The sequence below is a fragment of the Bradyrhizobium sp. USDA 3315 genome, assembly GCF_054056795.1.
In genome coordinates this window covers 2,798,512-2,818,239 of sequence record NZ_JBSRYP010000001.1, presented here as the reverse complement: position 1 = coordinate 2,818,239, position 19,728 = coordinate 2,798,512, and the positions used below count along the sequence as shown (strand labels likewise).

Sequence of the window (19,728 nt, the reverse complement as noted above, 5' to 3'; positions counted from 1 at the left end):
CGTGCACTCGCGCCCCGGCGCTTCACGAGATGCGCCGCCCGCGTGATTTGGCTCAGGGTCTGATTTCTGCCTTGACGAGCTTTTCTTCGCTCTCGTCATAAAGCGTATCGATTAGTGATCGATACCTCTCCATGATCTGCTTGCGACGCTTCTTTCGAGTCGGCGTCATCGTGCCGTTCTCGGGAGAAAGCTCTTCCGGCAATATCCGGAACGCCTTGATCTGCTCGGCCCTGGCGAGACTGCCATTCGCCTTGCCGATCTCTGCTTCGATCATCCGCACCACGATTTCGGAGTTCGCCAGTTCCGAGTACCGGTCGATCCGAAGACCGTGCGATCTGGCCCAATCCATCGTCGCGGTCGCGTTCACCTCGATCAGCGCGGTGAGATACTTCTTTCCTTCTCCAAGCACAGCCGCCTCAGAGATAAACGGGCTGCGCCTGAGCTCGTTTTCGATCTGCGTCGGGCTGATGGATTTTCCATTGGATGTGTTGATGATCTCCTTTTTTCGATCGACCAGCCTGAAAAGGCCCGCCGAATCGACGTCCACGATGTCTCCGGTGTAGAGCCAGCCATCGCGCAGAGCGGATTTGGTCTCTTCCGGCTTATTCCAGTAACCGACAAATAGTCCGGGTCCCCTGACAATCATTTCCCCGTCTTCAAGAACAGCGGTCTCCCAAGCCGGATCCCGCAGGGGTATGCCCACGGTGCCGGCTTCTGGCCATTCCGCCATCTGCACCAGATTGGCGCCGACCAACTCCGTCTGTCCGTAACATTCCTTCAGCTGCAATCCCCATAGCTGCCACAGCGACATCAGCTCGGGAGGCATCGCCGCAGACGAGGTGTATGTAACCGTGAGTTCCTCGAACCCGACCTCACCAAGCAGCGGACGGAAGACGTGTTGCTGGCACACGGCAAAGAGGCCGGAAATGAACGGGTCCGGCACGCCACCGGCCTGACGATCATCAAGGGCCTTGCGGGCGATGGTCATCGCGAGCTGATAGTCCTGCTTCTGCTTCTCGGACCCGGAGTGAACCTTGCTGAGGATCTGGGTGGCATACCGCTGGAAGAACCGCGGCGGAGCCATGAAGTAGGTCGGCTTCACTTCCTTGACCGTTTGAGCGAACTCTGCGCTGTTCTCGCCGAAATACGGCACCAGGCGGATGAGCAGAGGCAGTGTCGTTGCCTGTGCGCGTGCCACCGTGTGTGACATCGGCAGGTGTACGACGACACGGTGGACATCGGAGCGCAACTTCGACGTGAACAGGGTTACGCTGTGCGCGCCGGCGAGCAGCGACAGATGGGTCAGCATCGCTCCCTTCGGAAATCCCGTCGTTCCGGACGTGTACCCGATGCTGGTCAGGTCGCTCGCCTTTGCTTTCGCGACCTGCTCCTGCAGAAAGATGTCGGCGTTAACCGATGTTTCGCTCGAGAAATCATGAAGAGAGACGACGTTCGCCGGCCCACCTGTCTTCTTCCACGCGGGATCGAGCACAATGATTTTTTTAAGCTGGTCAGCATGGCCCGATGCAAGGACGGTACCGAGCTGAAGTTCACTCCCGACGAACATAAACGACGTTCCGGAGTCGCCGAGATAATAGCCGACCTCCTCCGCCGATGAGGTGAAGTAGACGCCGACCATGATGCCGCCGGCACAAATGATCGCCATGTCCGCAAGAAGCCATTCCTGGGACACATCCCCCATGATCGCCGCGCGATCGCCGCGTTCGAAACCAGCCTTTTGCAAAGTGGCCGCCAACTTGGCCACCTCGTCCGAATACTGCTTCCAGGTTGTGGCGATCCACTCACCGCGACGTTTTTGCTTGAAAGCGATCTCGTCAGAAAGCTCCACCCTCCGCCGGCTCAGGAGCTGCGGAATGGTCACGTCGGCGAGTTGGGCGCCCGACGCAAAACCCTCGGCGCTCACCTCAACGCTCCGCGAAGCGCTTGCGCTTTTCAGCGAAGGCGGCAACGGCATCGCGCCGTTCGGGCGCGGCAAAAGTGATCGTCTCGAGGGCGGTCGAGGTGTCAAGGAGCAGATGCGCGTACTGCTTGATGATCTTGTTCACGCAATACTTGGTCCAGATGATTGATTCTCTTGGGCCGCTCGCGAGCATCTCCGCGTACTCGATTGCAGCATCCTTGACGTCCCTGTTCGAAATCACCTCGTTGATCATGCCGATGGACGCGGCCTTTTCCGCGGAGATGAAGTCACCGGTCATCAGGTAGTGCTTCGCACGGACGGGTCCCATCAACAGGGGCCACATCACCGCGCCGCCATCGCCCGCGACCACACCTGCGGTAACATGCGTGTCGGCAAATCTCGCGGCCGGACTCGCGAATATGACATCGCAGAACAAGGCGAGAGTTGCCCCGAGACCGACCGCGACGCCGTTGACCGCGGCGATGATCGGCGCCTCGACTTCCAGCATGTTCCGGATCAGATGGCGTCCGCCCCGGGTCGGCGACGGGATCGGACTCTTGTCGAGCGTTTTCTGATCGCCGCCCGAACAGAACCCCCGTCCCGCCCCCGTCAGAACGATCGCGCGGACCGCCTTGTCCTCGTCCAGCTCGACGAAGACCCGTTCGAGCTCGCTGTGCATATCCCAATTGATCGCATTGAGGATCTCCGGCCGGTTCATCGTGACGATGGCCACACCGCTCGGCCGCTTCTCGACGATCAGATATTTATAGTTCTGCTTCGACATGGCTATCTTCCGTTTGTTCCTGTTGGCCTTACTTTTGCGGTCGCATGGCGCGGATCTGTCCGAGAATATCTTCCGTAGGCCGGACGACATTGTTTCTGTCGTTGAAGTGGGGGATCACATAGCGGCCACACATGTCGATCGCTTCCATGATTTTCTCGTGATTGACGGAGTCGAGATGGAGAAGCACCTCGTCGACGCCCATCGCCTGGAACTTCTCGATCTGACGGATGACGGTGTCGGGGCTTCCGCAGACCGTTGTCGCGGAGTGGTTGAGCAAGTAGTCCCAGTCCTTTCCCGCGCGCTCCATGGCTGGCACGCTCTCGCTCATATACGCATAGTCGTCGGCAAGCTTCGCGAGACGGGGATAGGCGTCCGTTGAAATCCTCGCATAGTGCATGAGGGGCTCGGCGTAATCGTCCTTCGCTTTCTGATCGGTTGACCCGATGCCGAAGAAAAGCGGAATGCCGATGCGCGGCCGATCGAGCGGACCTTGTTCGTCACGCTTCCAGCCGCGACGGTAAGTGTTTAGAAGCTTTTCCTGGACCTCCCATCCCTGGTAGATGCAGTTGCTCATGACCGCGAGGCCTTCGGATCCCGCCCAGCTATGGCTCCGCTCGCTGGTCGCAGCGATGCCGATCACCGGATGCGGCTTCTGCATCGGCTTCGGCACCAGCATCCGCGGCGGGATCTGATAGTACTTGCCCTCGAAGGTGAAGATATCTTCGCGCATCGATTTCTTCAGGAGCGCGATACCTTCCTCCATCTGAGCGAGAGTTTCGCCCGGATCAACGTTGAAGGCGCGCATGGCGATGGTCGTGTTGGCCCGGCCGGCGTAGAATTCCATGCGGCCATGCGACAGGATGTCGGTTACTGCCAGTCGCTCCGCCGATCGCAAGGCATGATTGATCTTCTGGGGCATCAGCGTCACCGCTGACCTCAGCTTCACGCGCGACGTAACGGCTGCAAGGTACCCGTAGACGACCTCAGGCGCGGAGCTCGAGATACCGCCGAGTGCAACGTGTTGCTCGGAAAGCGCGACGCAGTCGAATCCGACCTTTTCCGCCAGACGCACCTCGTCCACGAGTTCATGGAGTCGGCGGGCATAGCTCTGCCCGACCTGGGTTTCTTGCTCCGACCAAAACCCGAACGTAAGTGCCATCTTCTGGATCCTCATGGAGTGTCAAGATGGCGAAGCATTTCATGGGCGCGGCAACATTATTGTTCGAATGCGCCCCGCAGTTAGATAACTTTCCAAATTTTGTGCTGTGAGCAGTCGACGCCTGTCCCTTTCGCAGCCAACGCCGCTGAGCGTGGCTCGACAACCATTCTCGGCGTTCATCTGCGGAGGAGCACGAGAGATTCAGACAACGTTGCTTTGGCTTCCAAACGAGACAGCCAGAAGATCTGCTATCGCCGCGAGACATCGCTCGCCGATCCGGGCTGTCGAGCCGAACGGGTTGCCGATGATGCCGTTGGCGGTGACGGACTTGATGCCGTTTCTCCACATTGCCTGAAGCTGCTCCTCGGATAGCGCACCGAGATGCCCGACCTCGAACCGATCGAGCCGAACGCTGTCGGGGCGGAGCAACATCATGAGCGACGTCTCCGCGATATCGGCATGTCCTCCAACCGCATCCGGGTCACCACCCGCTTGCTCGACGGCGCTTCGCCATCTCTCGATCCAGGCGACGGCATCGCAGTACGTGTCGATCTCGACGTCTGCCGGAACGGCGCTCCTCAGCCGGGGAAGCATGTCCTGGAGCGCGGGAAAATTCCCGATGTGGCCTGAGAACAGCAGAATGCGCCTGAAGCCGTGCCTCGCAAGGCTTGTGCAATAATCCAGGCAGATCGATTCGAACGTCTCCGGGCGAATGGAGATCGTCCCCGGAAAGACCAGATGGTGGGCTGAACAGCCGACCTTGATGGTGGGCGCGATCAGGGTGCGTCCCAGATGCCGCGCCAGCCTTGCCGCGATGGCGTCTGCATGATCTGCATCCATGCAGAGCGGAAGGTGCGGTCCATGTTGCTCCACAGCTCCGCAGGGTATCAGGACGGTCGATGCCCCCGCAGCAAGGGCGGCCGATACCTGTTCGAAGCTCATCAGTTCAAGACGGAGCTCGTCAGGCCATGCCGGTGCGGTCATTCACGCTTTCCTTGGCTGTTTCGACAGGAAGCGGGAACGCGCCTGTGCCGAACTATCGTCTACCAGATAGGCCGCGAGATCCTCGATCGTCACCGCCTCGAGCGCAGCATCGTCCATTTGGCCCGTCAGGTTCAGCGAACGCTTGATCGCCGCAAACAGCTTGCGCTCCTTTCCACGAAGATACCTGCATACCTCCCCGGCCCTCACCATCACTTCCGCGGTGCTTGCGATCTCGTTGATCGCCCCAATTTGGAGTGCCCTTTGGGCGTCGGTCAAGTCGCCCCAGTAGAGCAATGCCTGCGCCTCACGATGCCCAAGCTTCTGCACTGCCTTCCGGATTCCCTTGGCTGCAGGCAACAGGCCGTGGTTGATTTCCGGGAAACCGACCTTGCATTCATGGTTCGCTACGACGTAGTCGGCGTGAAGAAGAAACTCCAAGGCGCCGCCGACGGCGTATCCACGCACGGCACACACGAAGGGCCCGGGGTATCTCTCCATCTCGCAAAGAAGCGCATGGAAGCTCCGCATCCGAGGCCGTGATATTTCGATGCCGGCGACCTCCTTTATGTCTCCGCCCGCGCTGAAGAAGCGCTCGCCCTGGCCGGTCAGCACAATGCCCGGTGGCGACGCCTCGCGAGACAATGCGCGAAACGTGTCCAGCAGCCGGCCAACAAGGGCGTTATTCAATGCGTTTGCCGGCGGCCTGTTCATGGTCATGGTGACCACATCGCAGTCGCGTTCGATCAGAAGGGCGTCATCGGCTTCCATAGAAACAGCCTAAGCGAGGCCTTATGGAATTGATTGCGGTACACCCTTTCCCCGACGCCGCCGCTCGGCACAAATGGTCGTGCCCGGGCTATTTCGCGGCATCTTCTGCCGCGATCGCTCGGCCGCCTTTTCGGATGACTGGCTAATCCCGCCATTCAGGACCGTTACAATCCAAGATAAGCGCGCTGAATCTCGGGATTGTCCAGCAACTCGTCGCTGGATCCGTGGAGCACGATTGAGCCGTTCTCCAGAACGTAGCCGCGATTGGCCAACGCAAGCGATTTCGCCACATTCTGCTCTACCAGCAAGACCGTGGCTCCCTGCTCGTGCAGGGACTTCACCACACGAAACATGACGTCCGTCAGCGCGGGCGACAACCCGATGGAAGGCTCGTCAAACATGACGACCTCGGGCTTCGACATGATTGCACGGCCGATAGCCAGCATCTGCTGCTCGCCGCCCGATAGCGTACCGGCCAATTGCCCCCGGCGCTCACGAAGCTTCTCAAACAATTGATAAACGAAGTCGAGCGTTTCGGACTGCCCGGCCTTCGCGCGCTTCAGCGTCCCTCCGAGCAGCAGGTTTTCTTCCACAGAAAGACTTCCGAAAATCTGCCGACCTTCCGCGACCTGGGCAATGCCGCGCTCGCAGATCTCCCATGGCGGCATCCCGGTGATATCATTACCGTTCATCTTGATGACACCGCTCGAGGATCGAACGATGCCCGAGATTGATCTGATGAGTGAGGTCTTCCCTGCGCCGTTCGCGCCAACGACGCAGATCAATTCGCCTTTGTGGATCTGCAGGGAGACGCCGTTCAAAGCGCAGGATCCATCGTAGGCGACACAAAGTCCATCGATCGTGAGAAGCGCACCACTAAGCATGGAAGCCTGCCCCCAGGTAGCTCTCGAGGACTTTCGGATCTGCAACCACCTCTCCGGGAGGTCCCTCTGCGATCTTGGCGCCGTGATGCAGCACCACCACACGCGAGGCCACTTCCATCACGATGCGCATCACGTGCTCGACAAGGAGGATCGTCAATCCACCTTCGGCAAGCTTCTGCAGTACGCCTACAATACCCGCAGCTTCGGTCGGTCTCAGACCCGCCATAACCTCGTCCAGCAACAGCAATTTGGGCCGGGTCGACAGCGCCTTGGCCGTTTCCAGCATTTTCCGGTCCGGTAGCGTTAATTGATCCGTCCTCGCATGGGCCTTGGCGGCCAGACCAACGCTTTCAAGAGACTCGTACGCCTTCGATCTGGCCTCGCTTACGTTTCTGGTCCAGCTGAAGGCTCCGATCATGGCATTCTCAAGCACCGACATCTCACGCATCGGCCGCACGATCTGAAATGTTCGCGCGATACCCATCCTGCAAACAGTCTCGGGTGGCGAATTGTCGATCTGGCGGCCTTCGAACAGCACCCGGCCGCTGGTCGGCTTCAGGGCACCAGCGACCAGGTTGAAGCATGTCGTCTTTCCCGCTCCATTCGGTCCAATCAGCGCTGTGATCCGCCCGGCCCGAAGTGAGAAGCTTACATCCTTCACCGCGACCAAGCCTCCGAACGATCGGGACAGGTTCTCGACCTCGAGCAGAGTTGTCATTCTTCGACCTTTCGGGACTGCCACAGCCATGCCGTGGGTGGCGCCTGGATAGCTTTGCAAAGGCGCACAATCGCCGGCCAGATGCCGTCTGGCAGGAACCAGACGACCGAGATCAGGACAACACCGTAGGTAATATTGTTCAGTCCCGGGATCCGAAGACTGTCGCCGAGCGCGCTCATCAAGTGATTGAGCGGAATCGCGGCGAGCGACCCGACCAGCGGACCGAACGTGGTCCCCAGCCCCCCGACCACGGGCCCTATCAGGACGTCTACCGATAGCCCCATCCCCATGATCGAGTCCGGGAATATCGACCCTTGAACGAGCGCCAGAACTCCACCGCCAACGGCGGCCGTTGCGGCCGATATCGAGATCACGAGAATCTTGTGCTGGAAGGTCCGGACGCCGAGTGCGCGTGCGGCCGATTCGTCGTCGCGCATCGCCCGCCATACGTATCCGAGGTAGGATCGTGAAATAAATTCGGTTCCGATTATTCCCAACGCCGCCAGTGCAAGCGCGACGAAGTAGTAGAAGCGGGCATCGCCGCGAAGCATGGAGATCTCAATCCCACGTGTTGGCGCAGGAAAGAACAATCCCTGCATTGCGCCCACGAACTCCCAGCCACTGAACATGATCCTGGCGAACTCGGCGGCGGCAATCGTGAGCAGCGCGAAATAGATACCGCGAACCTCGAACCGAAAGCTCAACCAGGCGATCGACGCGCCAACGGATCCGGCGAGGATCATTCCGGTCAAGAGCCCGACCCAAGGCGAAATGCCGTACTTTACGTAGAGGACACCGACGGAATAGGCTCCCAGCCCGACAAAGAGGGCGTGACCGATCGATAGCTGCCCGCCGATCCCAAGCATCAGGTTCCAGGACTGTCCGAGGAAGGTGAACAACAATACGATCGTCATCAGCGAGATGACGTAGGGGTTTGCCAGCAACCCGACCAATCCCAGGACAGCGAAGACCGTTATTCCGGCAAGCCACCGTGTCCTTTCCAGCCTACGGTCAAATTTCTTTTGCACCAAAAAACCCCCTCGGACGGAAAACCAGGATGATGATCAGGAGCGCGTAAGGAAGCGCCGTCTTCATCGAAGGCGTGAACATCAACGCCGCGATTGCCTCGGCGACGCCGATCACCAGACCTCCGAGGAGTGCTCCGCCAAAGCTGCCGAGCCCGCCCACGATGACCGTCACGAAAGCAAGGAGAGTGAAATCGACGGCGAGATATGGTTGAGCGTCGAACAGGGGAGATATCAGGGCGCCCGCGACCCCTGCGCAAGCTGCGCCGATGCCAAAGGTAACCGCATAGACTCGTGGAATGTTCAGTCCAACGATGAGACCGCCCAAACGGTTGTCCGCCGCCGCCCGCAGCGAGCGGCCGAACGAGGAGAACTTCAGATACGCTCCAAGCAGAGCTATAAGCAGCCCGGCAGTCGCTGCCGCCTGCACTCTCGCCAGGTCGAGCGTCACAAGGCCGAGAGACACGGTCTGAAACGACAGCTGCGAAGCAGTGGGACGCGGATCCGGCCCGAACGCGACCAACAGGGTTCCGCTAAAGAGCAACGACAGGCCGATGAAAACAATGAATTGATAGTGATGCGGCCGGTTCACGAACCGCTTTACGATCAGCGTTTCCAACAGATATCCGAAGACGAACATCACGACCGCAGCGATTGCTGCCGCCACGATGATTGGGACGTTCCACAGCCGAACCGTCCAGTAGCCGATGTAGACACCGAACACGACCATCTCGCCGTGCGCAAAATTTACGACGCGCATGACGCCAAATATGATGGTCAGGCCCAACGCGACGAGGCCGTAAACGAGACCGAGCAGAATGCCGCTAGCAAGAACATTTAGCCAGAGCGAGAGCATCAGCAGGCACTGACTGGCGCGAGCGAATGCCGGGGGCTGGACACCGCAACACTCAGATAGGCTGCTACCCGCGGCTGGCCGCGCTCGGGCGGGATCGAGACCACGCCGGCGTAAAGTTCCCACCTGATCTGGTCAGCGAACATGGTCCCCCGCATTGGTATTTCTCCTGCGTTTGTGACAGATATCCTCTTGGCCGCCGGACGCTATGACCTGAGCCTTTGCTTCGCATTCTCGGTCGGCGTCCGGGCGCTATTCTCACTGAGTGCGACACTCATTCGGCAGCCCATGCGCTGGACCTTCTAACGCTTCGGTACGGTGAATTCGCCTCTTACGTAGACAAGCGGCTCGCGATCGAGGTTGGTTGTTTGGGCAACAACTTCGCCGACAAAGATCGTATGGCTGCCGGCATCGTACGAACCGGACACGCGACAGTCGAAGCTGCAAATTGCCTCGATGAGGCTCGGCGCACCTGTCGTGAGTTGACGCCACAAACCGTCAGTGAAACGTATGTCGCCCTTGCTTCCGTCCTGTCCCGCAAACTTCTTTGCGAGCTCAGCGTGATCCGCCGTGAGAATGTTCCAGCAGAACGATCCGCTCTGCTTTATTGTGTCATGACCACCGGCGGACTTGTTGACGCAAACGAGCACGCTCGACGGGTCGGTTGACAATGAGCACCCGGCTGTCAACGTCAAACCGTGCCTGCCCGGGCGCACGCCCGTCGTCACGATAGACACCGCGCCGGGCACGTTGCGCATTGCGCTCCGGAATTCCGCGCTGCTGAACACCGGGGATGGTTGGTTTGGCATCGGTGACACTGGGAAGTTCATGGTGATAGGTTCCCGCAAATACTCGGACCGAATGTCCGGAGCCTGCTAGTCGCCCTGCTTGTTCGATGCCTGAAAGAGCTGGATCGTGTTGTTTTGCGGATCCTTCAAGCAAGCCACACAGCCATGCGCCCCCATGTCCCGCACTTCGCCGAAAACCTCGGCTCCCAGGGCGCGAGCCCGATCGAGTGCCAGCTCCAGATCATCCACTTCAAACACGACGACCGCGTTCCGAGCCCCTTCGGAGGCCGACTCTCCGGGGCCTGCGATGCAGAAGGCGGCCTTCTCTCCGGCGAATTGAACCCATTTGGCGCCGTCGGCGAAGCGGATCGTCACTCCAAGCCCTTCATAGAAGCGGGCTAACGCTTCAGGTTCCGGGGCGGTAAGATAGATGTGCTTGAGCTTCATACTTTGCTTTCAATTCGAGCGCACCATCAATCCGTGACCTCCGGCCACGTTTGTCCGATGATACTTGCGCCGCGCGGTCGGCATTAATGTTCGAAGATTTCACCGCGCGCATCGTCCATCAGCATATTATGCTGCAGGCTATCGGGGCCGGCTTGTTTAGTTTCCAACGCATGCGACGGCGAGAGACGATGCATGGCGTCATTTTCCCGGCAAAGCGTTCGGCGCGTAGCATCACTTGCGCCGGTTGCGATTTGCCTGGCGCTGATCCGTTGATCATTCATGTCAATCCGCTGCTGCTGAGCGCTTGCGCAGCTCGCGAGTTATCCGATGACCCAATTTTCCTTTATTGAGCCCTGCCGGCGCATTCGCGCATCTGCGAACAAGCTCGATTCTTGAGCCGTCGCATGTCGCATGAACAAGGCTTTCAGAATGCTCGCTTCATCGTGTCGTGGAACTACGCACGCCTTGATGTGGTGGGAACTGAAAGCCAGATGCGGGCGCAAAATCGGTCAACCTTGATCGCCCGCAGCCCGTTGCATATGGGAGCGGTCGCCCTTTTCCCGCCTTGGGTTAGCCGACATATCCTTACGGTAGAATGCGAAGATCGCGATCCCTATTGTCAGGCGAACTCCAGGATCAGCGCATCGACCGCGAGCGTGGCGCCGGCGGCGGCGTGGATCTTCTTCACCGTGCCGTCGCGCTCGGCGCGCAGCACGTTCTGCATTTTCATGGCTTCCACGATCGCGAGCGTCTCGGCGGCCTTGACCTCCTGGCCCTCGGTCACCGCGATCGACACCACGAGGCCGGGCATCGGGCACAGCAGTTTCTTGCCGGTGTCGGCGGCCGAGACCACCGGCATCAGCTGCGCCGAGGTCGCCTCGGTCTCGGTGAAGACGTAGACCGGCACCTCAAAGCCCTGATGCGCGAGGCGGAAGCCGTTGTTGATCGCCCGCACCTGCACGGCGACAAAATTGCCGTCGATCGTGCCCTGCCAGACCGGCTCGCCCGGCACCCAGTTCGACACGAGATTGTGCGGATTGCCGGGCAGCCCGTCGGCGCCGATGAAGCGCACCGCGATGGCGTCGGCCTCGCGCGCCACATCGAGCGCGATCTCGGCACGGTCAAGCCACACCGCGCGGCGGCGCTCGCGCAGCACCACGCGGCCGCCCATCTGGCCGGAAATCTGCCGCTTGCGCTCGCCGAGCACGTGATCGATGGCAGCACCCACTGCCGCGAGCCGCCGCGCGATCTTGCCCTCGGGGGCGCGCGCGGAAAAGCCCTTGGGGAATTCCTCGGCGATGAAGCCGGTCGAGAGCCGGCCCTCGCGCCAGCGCGGATGGTTCATCAGCGCCGACAGGAACGGAATGTTGTGCCTGATGCCGTCGACATAGAAGCCGTCGAGCGCGGTCGCCTGCGCCTCGATCGCGGCGGCCCGCGACGGGGCGTGGGTGACGAGCTTGGCGATCATCGGATCGTAATGGATCGAGATCTCGCCGCCCTCCTGCACGCCGGTATCGTTACGTACAGTGATGCCGTCATGGCTGGCTTCGGCCGGCGGACGGTATTTCACGAGGCGGCCGATCGACGGCAGGAAGTTGCGGAACGGATCCTCGGCATAGACGCGGGATTCCACCGCCCAGCCGGTCAGCGTGACGTCCTTCTGCGCGAGGCTGAGCTTCTCGCCGGCGGCGACGCGGATCATCTGCTCGACGAGGTCGATGCCGGTGATCAGCTCGGTGACGGGATGCTCGACCTGCAGGCGGGTGTTCATCTCCAGGAAGTAGAAGCTCTTGTCCTGGCCGGCGACGAATTCCACGGTGCCGGCCGAATCGTAGTTCACCGCCTTGGCCAGCGCGACCGCCTGCTCGCCCATCTTGCGGCGGGTCTGCTCGTCAAGCAGCGGCGACGGCGCTTCCTCGATGACCTTCTGGTTGCGGCGCTGGATCGAGCACTCGCGCTCGCCGAGATAGATCACATTGCCATGCTTGTCGCCGAGGATCTGGATCTCGATGTGCCTGGGATCGACGATGAACTTCTCGATGAAGACGCGATCATCGCCGAACGAGGATTTCGCTTCGGCCTTGGCGAGGTTGAAGCCTTCGGCCACCTCTCCCTTCGAATGCGCGATGCGCATGCCCTTGCCGCCGCCGCCGGCGGAGGCCTTGATCATCACGGGGTAGCCGATCTCGTCGGCGATCTGGACCGCGTGCTTGTCGTCCTCGATGACGCCGAGATGGCCGGGCACGGTCGAGACCTTGGCCTTCGCAGCCGCCTTCTTGGATTCGATCTTGTCGCCCATCGCGGCGATGGCGCCGGGGTTGGGGCCGATGAAAACGATGCCGGCGGCTTCCAATGCGCGCGGAAACGCCTCGCGCTCGGACAGGAAGCCGTAGCCGGGATGCACCGCCTGCGCGCCGGTCCTGCGGCAGGCCTCGACGATCTTGTCGATCAGAAGATAGCTCTCGGCCGCAGCAGGCGGGCCGATCAGCACGGCCTCGTCGGCCATCTCGACATGCAGCGCGTCGCGGTCGGCCTCGGAGTAGACGGCGACCGTCTCAATCCCCATACGGCGCGCAGTCTTGATGACCCGACAGGCGATTTCGCCGCGATTGGCGATCAGGATTTTCTTGAACATGTTCACAGCGGCAAATTGTCGTGCTTCTTCGCGGGGATCTCGACCTTCTTGTCCCTCAACATCGCGAGCGCCCTTGCGATCCGCCGCCTAGTCGAATGCGGCATGATGACGTCGTCGATGTAGCCGCGCTCGGCGGCGATGAAGGGGGACAGGAAGCGGTCTTCGTATTCCTTGGTGCGGGCGGCGATCTTGTCGGGGTCGCCGATGTCAGAGCGGAAGATGATCTCGACCGCGCCCTTGGCGCCCATCACGGCGATCTGGGCGGTCGGCCAGGCGTAGTTCATGTCGGCGCCGATCTCCTTCGACGCCATCACGTCGAAGGCGCCGCCATAGGCCTTGCGGGTGATGATGGTGACGAGCGGCACCGTGCACTGCGAATAGGCAAACAGCAGTTTCGCGCCGTGCTTGATCAGGCCGCCATATTCCTGCGCGGTTCCGGGCAGGAAGCCCGGCACGTCGACGAAGGTGACGATCGGGATGTTGAAGGCATCGCAGAACCGCACGAAGCGCGCGGCCTTGCGCGAGGCATCCGAGTCGAGCACGCCGGCCAGCACCATCGGCTGGTTGGCGACGAAGCCGACGGTGCGGCCGGCGATGCGGCCGAAGCCGGTGACGATGTTCTTGGCGAAGGTCTCCGAGATCTCGAAGAAGTCGCCCTCGTCCACGACCTTGAGGATCAGCTCCTTCATGTCGTAGGGCTTGTTCGGATTGTCGGGGATCAGCGTGTCCAGCGACATGTCGACCCGACCGATATCGTCGAAGCTCGGCCATTCCGGCACGCCGTCGGTGTTGTTCGACGGCAGGAAGTCGATCAGCCGGCGCATCTGCAACAGCGCATCGACGTCGTTCTCGAACGCACCGTCGGCGATCGAGGAGCGCGTGGCGTGCACCGAGGCGCCGCCGAGTTCCTCCGCGGTCACTACCTCGTTGGTGACGGTCTTCACCACGTCGGGGCCGGTGACGAACATGTAAGAGGTGTTCTTCACCATGAAGATGAAATCGGTCATCGCGGGCGAATAGACGTCGCCGCCGGCGCAGGGGCCCATGATGACGGAGATCTGCGGGATCACGCCGGATGCAATGACGTTGCGGCGGAACACGTAGGAATAACCTGCGAGCGCCGCGACGCCCTCCTGGATGCGCGCACCGCCGGCGTCATAGAGGCCGATGATCGGCGCCCTCGCCTTCATCGCCATGTCCTGAAGTTTTGTGATCTTCAGCGCGTGGGTTTCCGACAGCGAGCCGCCGAACACCGTAAAGTCCTTGGCGAACACGAAGGCCTTGCGGCCGTTGACCGTGCCCCAGCCGGTGACGACGCCGTCGCCGGGGATCTTGGTCTTCTCCATGCCGAACTCGATCGAGCGGTGCTCGACGAACATGTCGAATTCCTCGAACGAGCCCTTGTCCAGCAGGAGCTCGATCCGCTCGCGGGCGGTCAGCTTGCCGCGCGCGTGATGCGCCTCGATGCGCTTTTCGCCGCCTCCGAGCCTTGCGCCGGCGCGACGTTCTTCAAGAGCTTCAATTGTGGAGATCACCCAACATCCCCCAAGTGGGTCCGCGAGCAGGCCTTACCCGCCATATACAAGCGATCCGAGACTTGAGAAGGCTTGAAGACGCACATTTGCGCATGTTACACAATTGCAGACAGTAAATTGCGAAGTTGCAAATGGCAGGGAAGCTTTATATTGGCCGCAGGTTCCGCGAGATAAGGGAGAGCAAAATGCTCACCCAGGCGGCGTTCGCGGAGCGGCTGGGTATCTCGCTGAGTTACCTGAACCAGATCGAGAACAATCAGCGGCCGGTCTCGGCCTCCGTACTGGTGCTGCTTGCCGAAAAATTTCAGGTCGACCTGAGCTCTTTGTCGCTCAACGATAGCGACAAAGTCATTTCGATGCTGGCCGAGTCGTTGGCTGATCCGATCTTCGCCTCCTACGCGCCCAGCATACAAGAATTGAAGCTGGTGGTTCAGAACGCTCCCGGTTTTGCTCAAGCGCTCCTGAACGCGCATCAGGCATATCGGCGCAACAGCGAACAGCTCGCCAGCCTGGATGGCCAGATCGCCAACCTGGCGGGAGAACCGACTGCTTATGAGGAAGTTCGCGATTTCTTTCACCTGGTCGACAATTACGTCCATGAGTTGGATACCGCGGCCGAGGCTCTTGCCGGCCAGCTGAATATTACCGACAGCAACGCGACGAGCGCGTTGATCAGCTACCTGGAATCGAAACATGGCGTGCAGATTCGCCAGAGCGCTCCGAACGAGACTTCATTGCGGCAATTCGATCGCGCATCGCGCACGCTTTTTCTGAGCCAATATCTGCCGACACCAACCCGAACCTTTCAGATTGCCCTGCAAATCGCGGCTCTTGAAGAAGAAGACCGGATTGGTCAGATTGCAGATAAAGCGACATTTCGATCAGTCGATGCGCGAAACGTGTGCGCCGCCGGATTGCGAAACTATTTTGCGGGCGCTCTCATTCTACCGTACCAACGATTCCTGCAATCCGCTCGAGAGCTGCGGCACGATCTCGAATTGCTCGCAACCAGGTTCGGCGCAAGCCTGGAGCAGGTTGCTCATCGCTTGTCTACGCTTCAACGGCAAGGCTGGAAGGGTGTGCCCGTTTTCTTCGCCCGATTGGACCGCGCCGGGAACATCACTAAACGCCACAGCGCGGCAAAACTGCAATTTGCACGCTACGGAGCCGCCTGCCCGCTCTGGAATGCGCACCAGGCATTCGAGGCCCCAAGCCAAATCATTCGGCAACTCGCCGAGACACCGGACGGCATTCGATTTCTTTGCATCGCAACCGAACTTTCGAAAGGCCGGGGCGGCTTCGGCTCTCCTCGTCCGCGCTATGCGATCGCGCTGGGATGCGAAGTCTCCTATGCAAAAGATTTCGTATACGCAGACGGGCTCGACCTCACAAGCAAAGGCACTTTCGATCCGATCGGCATTTCTTGTCGAATCTGCGAGCGGACCAACTGTTCTCAACGCGCGATCCCGCCGCTCAAGAGCAGATTGAGAATAGACCGTGATCGCAGGGACATACTGCCGTACCAAATACCTGGCTAGGCCCGTCGACGACGAAGATTCGGATCTCCAGAGATCGCGAGCTTCGCGCTGGAGCCCGATTCAGGCCCCGCGACCAAATGCAATGCCCAGATTGCAGCCGTGTTGCCCATCGCGAGGGCAACAGGCAACGGCCCGTAGGCTACATGTTCGGGCGGCAAGATCAGATTGACCGTTTTTCGATACAAGTCGTCATTTTATCGAAATTCTACGTGCCCGGGCGAGAGATAGCATTTGTTTCATCGAGATGTCACCACGCGGAATAACGCGAGGGGCCGGGCCTCGATGGGACGACGAATGCTTGCCCATGGGAGAATGAAATGACGACGACGGCTTTGGACAGGATCGACATAAAGATCTTGAATGAACTGCAGCAGAACGCAAGTTTGACCAACGTTGAACTCGCTTCCCGCGTCAATCTCTCACCGTCTCCGTGTCTCGCTCGAGTTCGAACGCTCGAAAAACTCGGGGTCATTGACCGGCGAATTGCGGTACTGGATCCCGCAGTTCTCGGCATCGGCGTTACGGCATTCATACAAGTAAAGCTTGAAAGGCAGGCCCAGCCATCACTCGAGAGCTTTACGCGTTCAATTGATCGCCTTAGCGAAGTGATGGAATGCTACCTGATGACCGGGGATAGCGACTATCTTCTCCGCGTTATGGTGTCCGACATCGATGCTCTTGAAGACCTCATCGTAAACAAGCTCTCGCGTATAACCGGCGTTTCGAGTATTCGCTCGAACTTGGCCTTGAAGCGGATTTCCCACAAGACGGTCCTCCCTATCGACACGAACCGGCCAGTTCAGGTCAAGTCGTGCAGCTCAGCTTCAAGGCGACTCGACAGGCCCGCCAAACAGCGATTTGACGCTTCGTCCCAGGCGCAGATTGATGGCGGCATGAATCTCGAGACCTCTCGGATATTTGATCACGGCACGGCCAGCCTTTAGCGACCGACCAGCACCAACGCCGTCCGACCTCAGGTCGCTTGTCCACAGCGGCATTGTCCACCCTAAAGGCCCTTTGGGAAGGCTCGAGGTCGAGGAAAATCCGGCCGCATTGGTCGGCGAGGGCTCTTTCTAGAGGCCCACCATAGTAGTGGGTCATACGCAGCGGGCGAAAGTAACTTCTGTCGCGGAAAATCGAAAGCGAGCCAATATTCGAGGCCGCTATCATAGGGCTGGGCGGGCCGTGTCCCTGGTCGGAACCTGCCCAGCTGGATTGCAGGTGCAAATTCTGGACTGGATTTGAACGTACGTGAACTCAGCGAGCGCTGAGAATCCAGCGAACGCAATCGTAGTCCAGCGCACAAAAGCGTACTTTTGGTGCCCAGGGGCGGGATCGAACCACCGACACTGCGATTTTCAGTCGCATGCTCTACCAACTGAGCTACCTGGGCATACCCGCGGGGCCGAAAGGCCGGAGCGAGCGGGCGGTTTATAGAGAGGTCGGAGCGCCGTGTCCACCCGCCTTCGCCAAAGGCTTCGGCGCGGCGAGCCCGACCGGCACTCTTTCCCCAACTTGTTGGGAAATCTTGGCTATTCCGGGTCCTCAGCGTCGTCCTCGCGGCCCGGGACGACATAGCGGCCGGTCAGCCAGCGGTTGAGGTCGACGTCGCGGCAGCGCGCCGAGCAGAACGGGCGGAAGGCCTGCTCGACGGGCTTGCCGCAGATCGGGCAGGCGCGCGGGGTGGCAGAGGGTATGGCCTTGGGCGTTCGGGCTTGGTCGGTCATGGCTGGGCCGGAGTTTACATCATCTGCCGCATGTTCCGCTGCGCTCCCCCTCTGCTTGCGGGTAGGGCAATCGCATATGCGTCTTCGCCAGCCGCGCAGGTGCTTGGCCTCGTGGCTCGAGACGGCGACCTCGCCCGCAAGCGCAGGGCGATAGCCTCGGAGCGAGGGGCGTCTCCGCGATTTCTGGATAATGGAAGAATGCCGCTGATTTGCCCGACGAGTCAAGTTGTCGTGTCGAACGTGTCGTGTCGAACGTTGTCGTGTCGAACGTTGCCTGGTCGAGCGCCGGCGGCCGCCGGCACCTTTGCATGGGGTTGTTTTCGATATTTTGGCAGCGCCCCCCTGCGGCAAGCTATCGCGTCCGGCTATCGGCCTCGTTCCATAGCCCGGCCATGACGATGTGGAGCAGTTGGGGTGGAGGGTCTCACCGCGAGTCGTTCAGGAGGAAAAAGAGGCCCCACCCGTATCGCATCGTCGATGCGATACGACCTAAGAGCGAGCTTCGCTCGTCTCGGCCCCCGCAAGCGGGAGAGATGGACTGCCGTCGCCGCGCGAAAGTGGATACCTCACACCGCGACGGAGTTGAGCCAGCCGTGGCGGATCGGAAAGCCCTCGCCGCTGAGCAAGGTCACGGTCTCGTAGAGCGGCAGGCCGACCACATTGGTGTAGGACCCGACCATCTTGACCACGAACGATCCGGCAATGCCCTGCACCGCGTAGCCGCCGGCTTTGCCGCGCCATTCGCCGGAGCCGATATAGGCCTGGATGTCGTCCTCGCTGAGCCGCTTGAAGCGCACGCGCGTTTCGACCAGGCGCTGACGGAATGCCTCGCGCGGCGTCACCACGCAGATCGCGGTGTAGACGCGGTGATTGCGGCCCGACAGCAGCCGCAGACACTGCGCGGCCTCGTCGACCAGATTGGCCTTGGGCAGGATGCGGCGGCCGACCGCGACCACGGTGTCGGCGGCAATGATGAAGGAGCCGCGCAGGTCGTCGTCAAGATGCACCGATTTCAGCGCCGCGTCGGCCTTGGCACGCGCCAGGCGGTTGGCGCAGGCGCGCGGCAACTCGCCCCGCCGCGGGGTCTCGTCGACATCGGCCGGGCGCAGCGCATCGGGCTCGATGCCGGCCTGGTTGAGCAGGGCCAGCCGTCGCGGCGAACCGGAAGCAAGAACGAATTTGGGACGGCCTAGCATGCGGGCTTTTGGGCTGAATCGGGGGGCAGACGCGGGCGGAACCTATCGGATGGGGCATGGATGCACAACCTTGGAACCGGCCGCGAATCGCGCCCCGCCTGGAGACCAGGCCCCATAAGCACAGCTGTTTGTCAGTCTGGCGACAGGCGGCGGTTCTGCGAATCGGAACAAGCTGGTCCCCTCGCCTCGCCGAGCCTCACAGGTTTGCCGCGCCGGCCCTGGCAAAGCGGCGGCGGATGCGCAGCAACAGGCCGTCGCAGACTTCGCGGTAGGCGGCGAGCTTCTGCTCGCGGTTGCCGCTGGTGCCGGTCGGATCCTGCGTCGGCCAGTATTCGACATCGGCGGCGAGCGTGCGGGTGAGATCCAGCGCCCTGTGGTGCGCCTCCGGCGACAGCGTGATGATGAGATCGAAGTTCAGCCCCTCCCAGTCCTCGAGCTCCTCGAAGGTTTGCGGCTTGTGGCTGGAAATGTCCTGGCCGAGTTCGGCCATGACCGAGACGGCGAACGGGTCGAGCTCGCCCTTCTTGACGCCGGCCGAGCGAACATAGAGGCCTTGCGGAAACATCTGCTGCAGCAGGCTTTCGGCCATCGGCGACCGCACGCTGTTCAGGCCGCATGCGAACAGCACGGCCTGGGGATTGCGCGCGCGCGGCGCTTCCATGCGATCAGGCTTTTTTCGATCGGGGTACGCCCCCGTCAATCACCGCGTCACCGATCATGCGCCTCTTCTTCTGGCGCATAATCTCCGCGCAAACGCTCGCGTTTG

Annotated in this window: 20 protein-coding genes and 1 tRNA gene; 3 read left to right on the top strand and 18 right to left on the bottom strand. The window is 60.8% G+C overall.

Annotated features, from left to right (window positions below; genetic code table 11):
* Positions 1–52 precede the first annotated feature (52 nt).
* From ACVIYL_RS12910 to ACVIYL_RS12855, 12 genes are all read right to left on the bottom strand, one after another.
* Positions 53–1,924, bottom strand: coding sequence for an AMP-dependent synthetase/ligase (locus ACVIYL_RS12910; protein ID WP_456778728.1), 1,872 nt, complete (start codon positions 1,922–1,924; stop codon positions 53–55).
* Between the two features lies 1 nt (position 1,925).
* Positions 1,926–2,654, bottom strand: a complete 729-nt coding sequence (locus tag ACVIYL_RS12905) for an enoyl-CoA hydratase/isomerase family protein (protein ID WP_456778727.1) — start codon at positions 2,652–2,654, stop codon at positions 1,926–1,928.
* A gap of 79 nt (positions 2,655–2,733) precedes the next feature.
* Complete coding sequence (locus tag ACVIYL_RS12900) at positions 2,734–3,864, bottom strand: LLM class flavin-dependent oxidoreductase (protein WP_456778726.1); 1,131 nt, start codon at positions 3,862–3,864, stop codon at positions 2,734–2,736.
* 201 nt (positions 3,865–4,065) lie between these two features.
* Positions 4,066–4,848, bottom strand: coding sequence for a creatininase family protein (locus ACVIYL_RS12895; RefSeq protein WP_456778725.1), 783 nt, complete (start codon positions 4,846–4,848; stop codon positions 4,066–4,068).
* Positions 4,849–5,616, bottom strand: a complete 768-nt coding sequence (locus ACVIYL_RS12890) for an enoyl-CoA hydratase/isomerase family protein (RefSeq protein WP_456778724.1) — start codon at positions 5,614–5,616, stop codon at positions 4,849–4,851.
* 164 nt (positions 5,617–5,780) lie between these two features.
* On the bottom strand, positions 5,781–6,437 hold the full coding sequence (locus tag ACVIYL_RS12885) for an ABC transporter ATP-binding protein (RefSeq protein ID WP_456778723.1): 657 nt from the start codon (positions 6,435–6,437) through the stop codon (positions 5,781–5,783).
* 55 nt (positions 6,438–6,492) lie between these two features.
* Positions 6,493–7,218 carry an ABC transporter ATP-binding protein gene (locus ACVIYL_RS12880; RefSeq protein WP_018268995.1) on the bottom strand — a complete coding sequence of 242 codons (726 nt, stop codon included), beginning with the start codon at positions 7,216–7,218 and terminating at the stop codon, positions 6,493–6,495.
* Entirely contained in the window at positions 7,215–8,246 is a 1,032-nt protein-coding gene (locus ACVIYL_RS12875; protein WP_456778722.1) for a branched-chain amino acid ABC transporter permease, read from the bottom strand. Before ACVIYL_RS12875 ends, ACVIYL_RS12880 begins: the two co-directional genes overlap by 4 nt.
* Positions 8,230–9,099: a branched-chain amino acid ABC transporter permease gene (locus ACVIYL_RS12870; protein ID WP_456778721.1), complete on the bottom strand. Its 870-nt coding sequence runs from the start codon at positions 9,097–9,099 to the stop codon at positions 8,230–8,232. The genes ACVIYL_RS12875 and ACVIYL_RS12870 overlap by 17 nt, the downstream gene beginning before the upstream one ends.
* Positions 9,099–9,254, bottom strand: a complete 156-nt coding sequence (locus tag ACVIYL_RS12865; RefSeq protein ID WP_456778720.1) for a hypothetical protein — start codon at positions 9,252–9,254, stop codon at positions 9,099–9,101. Before ACVIYL_RS12865 ends, ACVIYL_RS12870 begins: the two co-directional genes overlap by 1 nt.
* 144 nt (positions 9,255–9,398) lie before the next feature.
* The gene (locus tag ACVIYL_RS12860) at positions 9,399–9,854 is read right to left on the bottom strand and encodes a flavin reductase family protein (RefSeq protein WP_456778719.1); all 456 of its coding nucleotides are present in this window, start codon (positions 9,852–9,854) and stop codon (positions 9,399–9,401) included.
* A 117-nt stretch (positions 9,855–9,971) separates the two neighbouring features.
* Positions 9,972–10,331, bottom strand: a complete 360-nt coding sequence (locus tag ACVIYL_RS12855; RefSeq protein ID WP_456778718.1) for a VOC family protein — start codon at positions 10,329–10,331, stop codon at positions 9,972–9,974.
* Positions 10,332–10,417: 86 nt separating this feature from the next.
* Between ACVIYL_RS12855 and ACVIYL_RS12850 the strand changes: the two genes are divergently transcribed.
* Positions 10,418–10,681 carry a hypothetical protein gene (locus ACVIYL_RS12850; protein ID WP_456778717.1) on the top strand — a complete coding sequence of 88 codons (264 nt, stop codon included), beginning with the start codon at positions 10,418–10,420 and terminating at the stop codon, positions 10,679–10,681.
* A 269-nt stretch (positions 10,682–10,950) separates the two neighbouring features.
* Here the strand turns inward: ACVIYL_RS12850 and ACVIYL_RS12845 are convergent, their stop codons facing one another.
* Positions 10,951–12,966, bottom strand: coding sequence for an acetyl-CoA carboxylase biotin carboxylase subunit (locus ACVIYL_RS12845; protein WP_456778716.1), 2,016 nt, complete (start codon positions 12,964–12,966; stop codon positions 10,951–10,953).
* A gap of 2 nt (positions 12,967–12,968) precedes the next feature.
* Positions 12,969–14,498 carry an acyl-CoA carboxylase subunit beta gene (locus ACVIYL_RS12840; protein ID WP_456781815.1) on the bottom strand — a complete coding sequence of 510 codons (1,530 nt, stop codon included), beginning with the start codon at positions 14,496–14,498 and terminating at the stop codon, positions 12,969–12,971.
* A gap of 134 nt (positions 14,499–14,632) precedes the next feature.
* Between ACVIYL_RS12840 and ACVIYL_RS12835 the strand changes: the two genes are divergently transcribed.
* Positions 14,633–16,039 (top strand): helix-turn-helix domain-containing protein, encoded by a 1,407-nt coding sequence (locus ACVIYL_RS12835; protein ID WP_456778715.1) that lies wholly within the window; start codon positions 14,633–14,635, stop codon positions 16,037–16,039.
* 317 nt (positions 16,040–16,356) lie between these two features.
* Complete coding sequence (locus ACVIYL_RS12830) at positions 16,357–16,983, top strand: Lrp/AsnC family transcriptional regulator (RefSeq protein ID WP_137482463.1); 627 nt, start codon at positions 16,357–16,359, stop codon at positions 16,981–16,983.
* Between the two features lie 373 nt (positions 16,984–17,356).
* On the opposite strand, the gene ACVIYL_RS12825 is transcribed toward ACVIYL_RS12830, so the two are convergent.
* The 4 genes from ACVIYL_RS12825 to ACVIYL_RS12810 all read right to left on the bottom strand — a co-directional run bounded on the left by ACVIYL_RS12825 (position 17,357) and on the right by ACVIYL_RS12810 (position 19,623).
* Positions 17,357–17,432, bottom strand: a tRNA-Phe gene (locus ACVIYL_RS12825).
* Positions 17,433–17,571: 139 nt separating this feature from the next.
* A complete protein-coding gene (yacG, locus tag ACVIYL_RS12820; protein WP_057018155.1) occupies positions 17,572–17,766 on the bottom strand; it encodes a DNA gyrase inhibitor YacG in 195 nt (64 codons plus the stop codon).
* Between the two features lie 566 nt (positions 17,767–18,332).
* On the bottom strand, positions 18,333–18,962 hold the full coding sequence (locus ACVIYL_RS12815; protein WP_456778714.1) for a Maf-like protein: 630 nt from the start codon (positions 18,960–18,962) through the stop codon (positions 18,333–18,335).
* A gap of 196 nt (positions 18,963–19,158) precedes the next feature.
* Positions 19,159–19,623 (bottom strand): arsenate-mycothiol transferase ArsC, encoded by a 465-nt coding sequence (locus ACVIYL_RS12810; RefSeq protein ID WP_076828053.1) that lies wholly within the window; start codon positions 19,621–19,623, stop codon positions 19,159–19,161.
* Positions 19,624–19,728 lie beyond the last annotated feature (105 nt).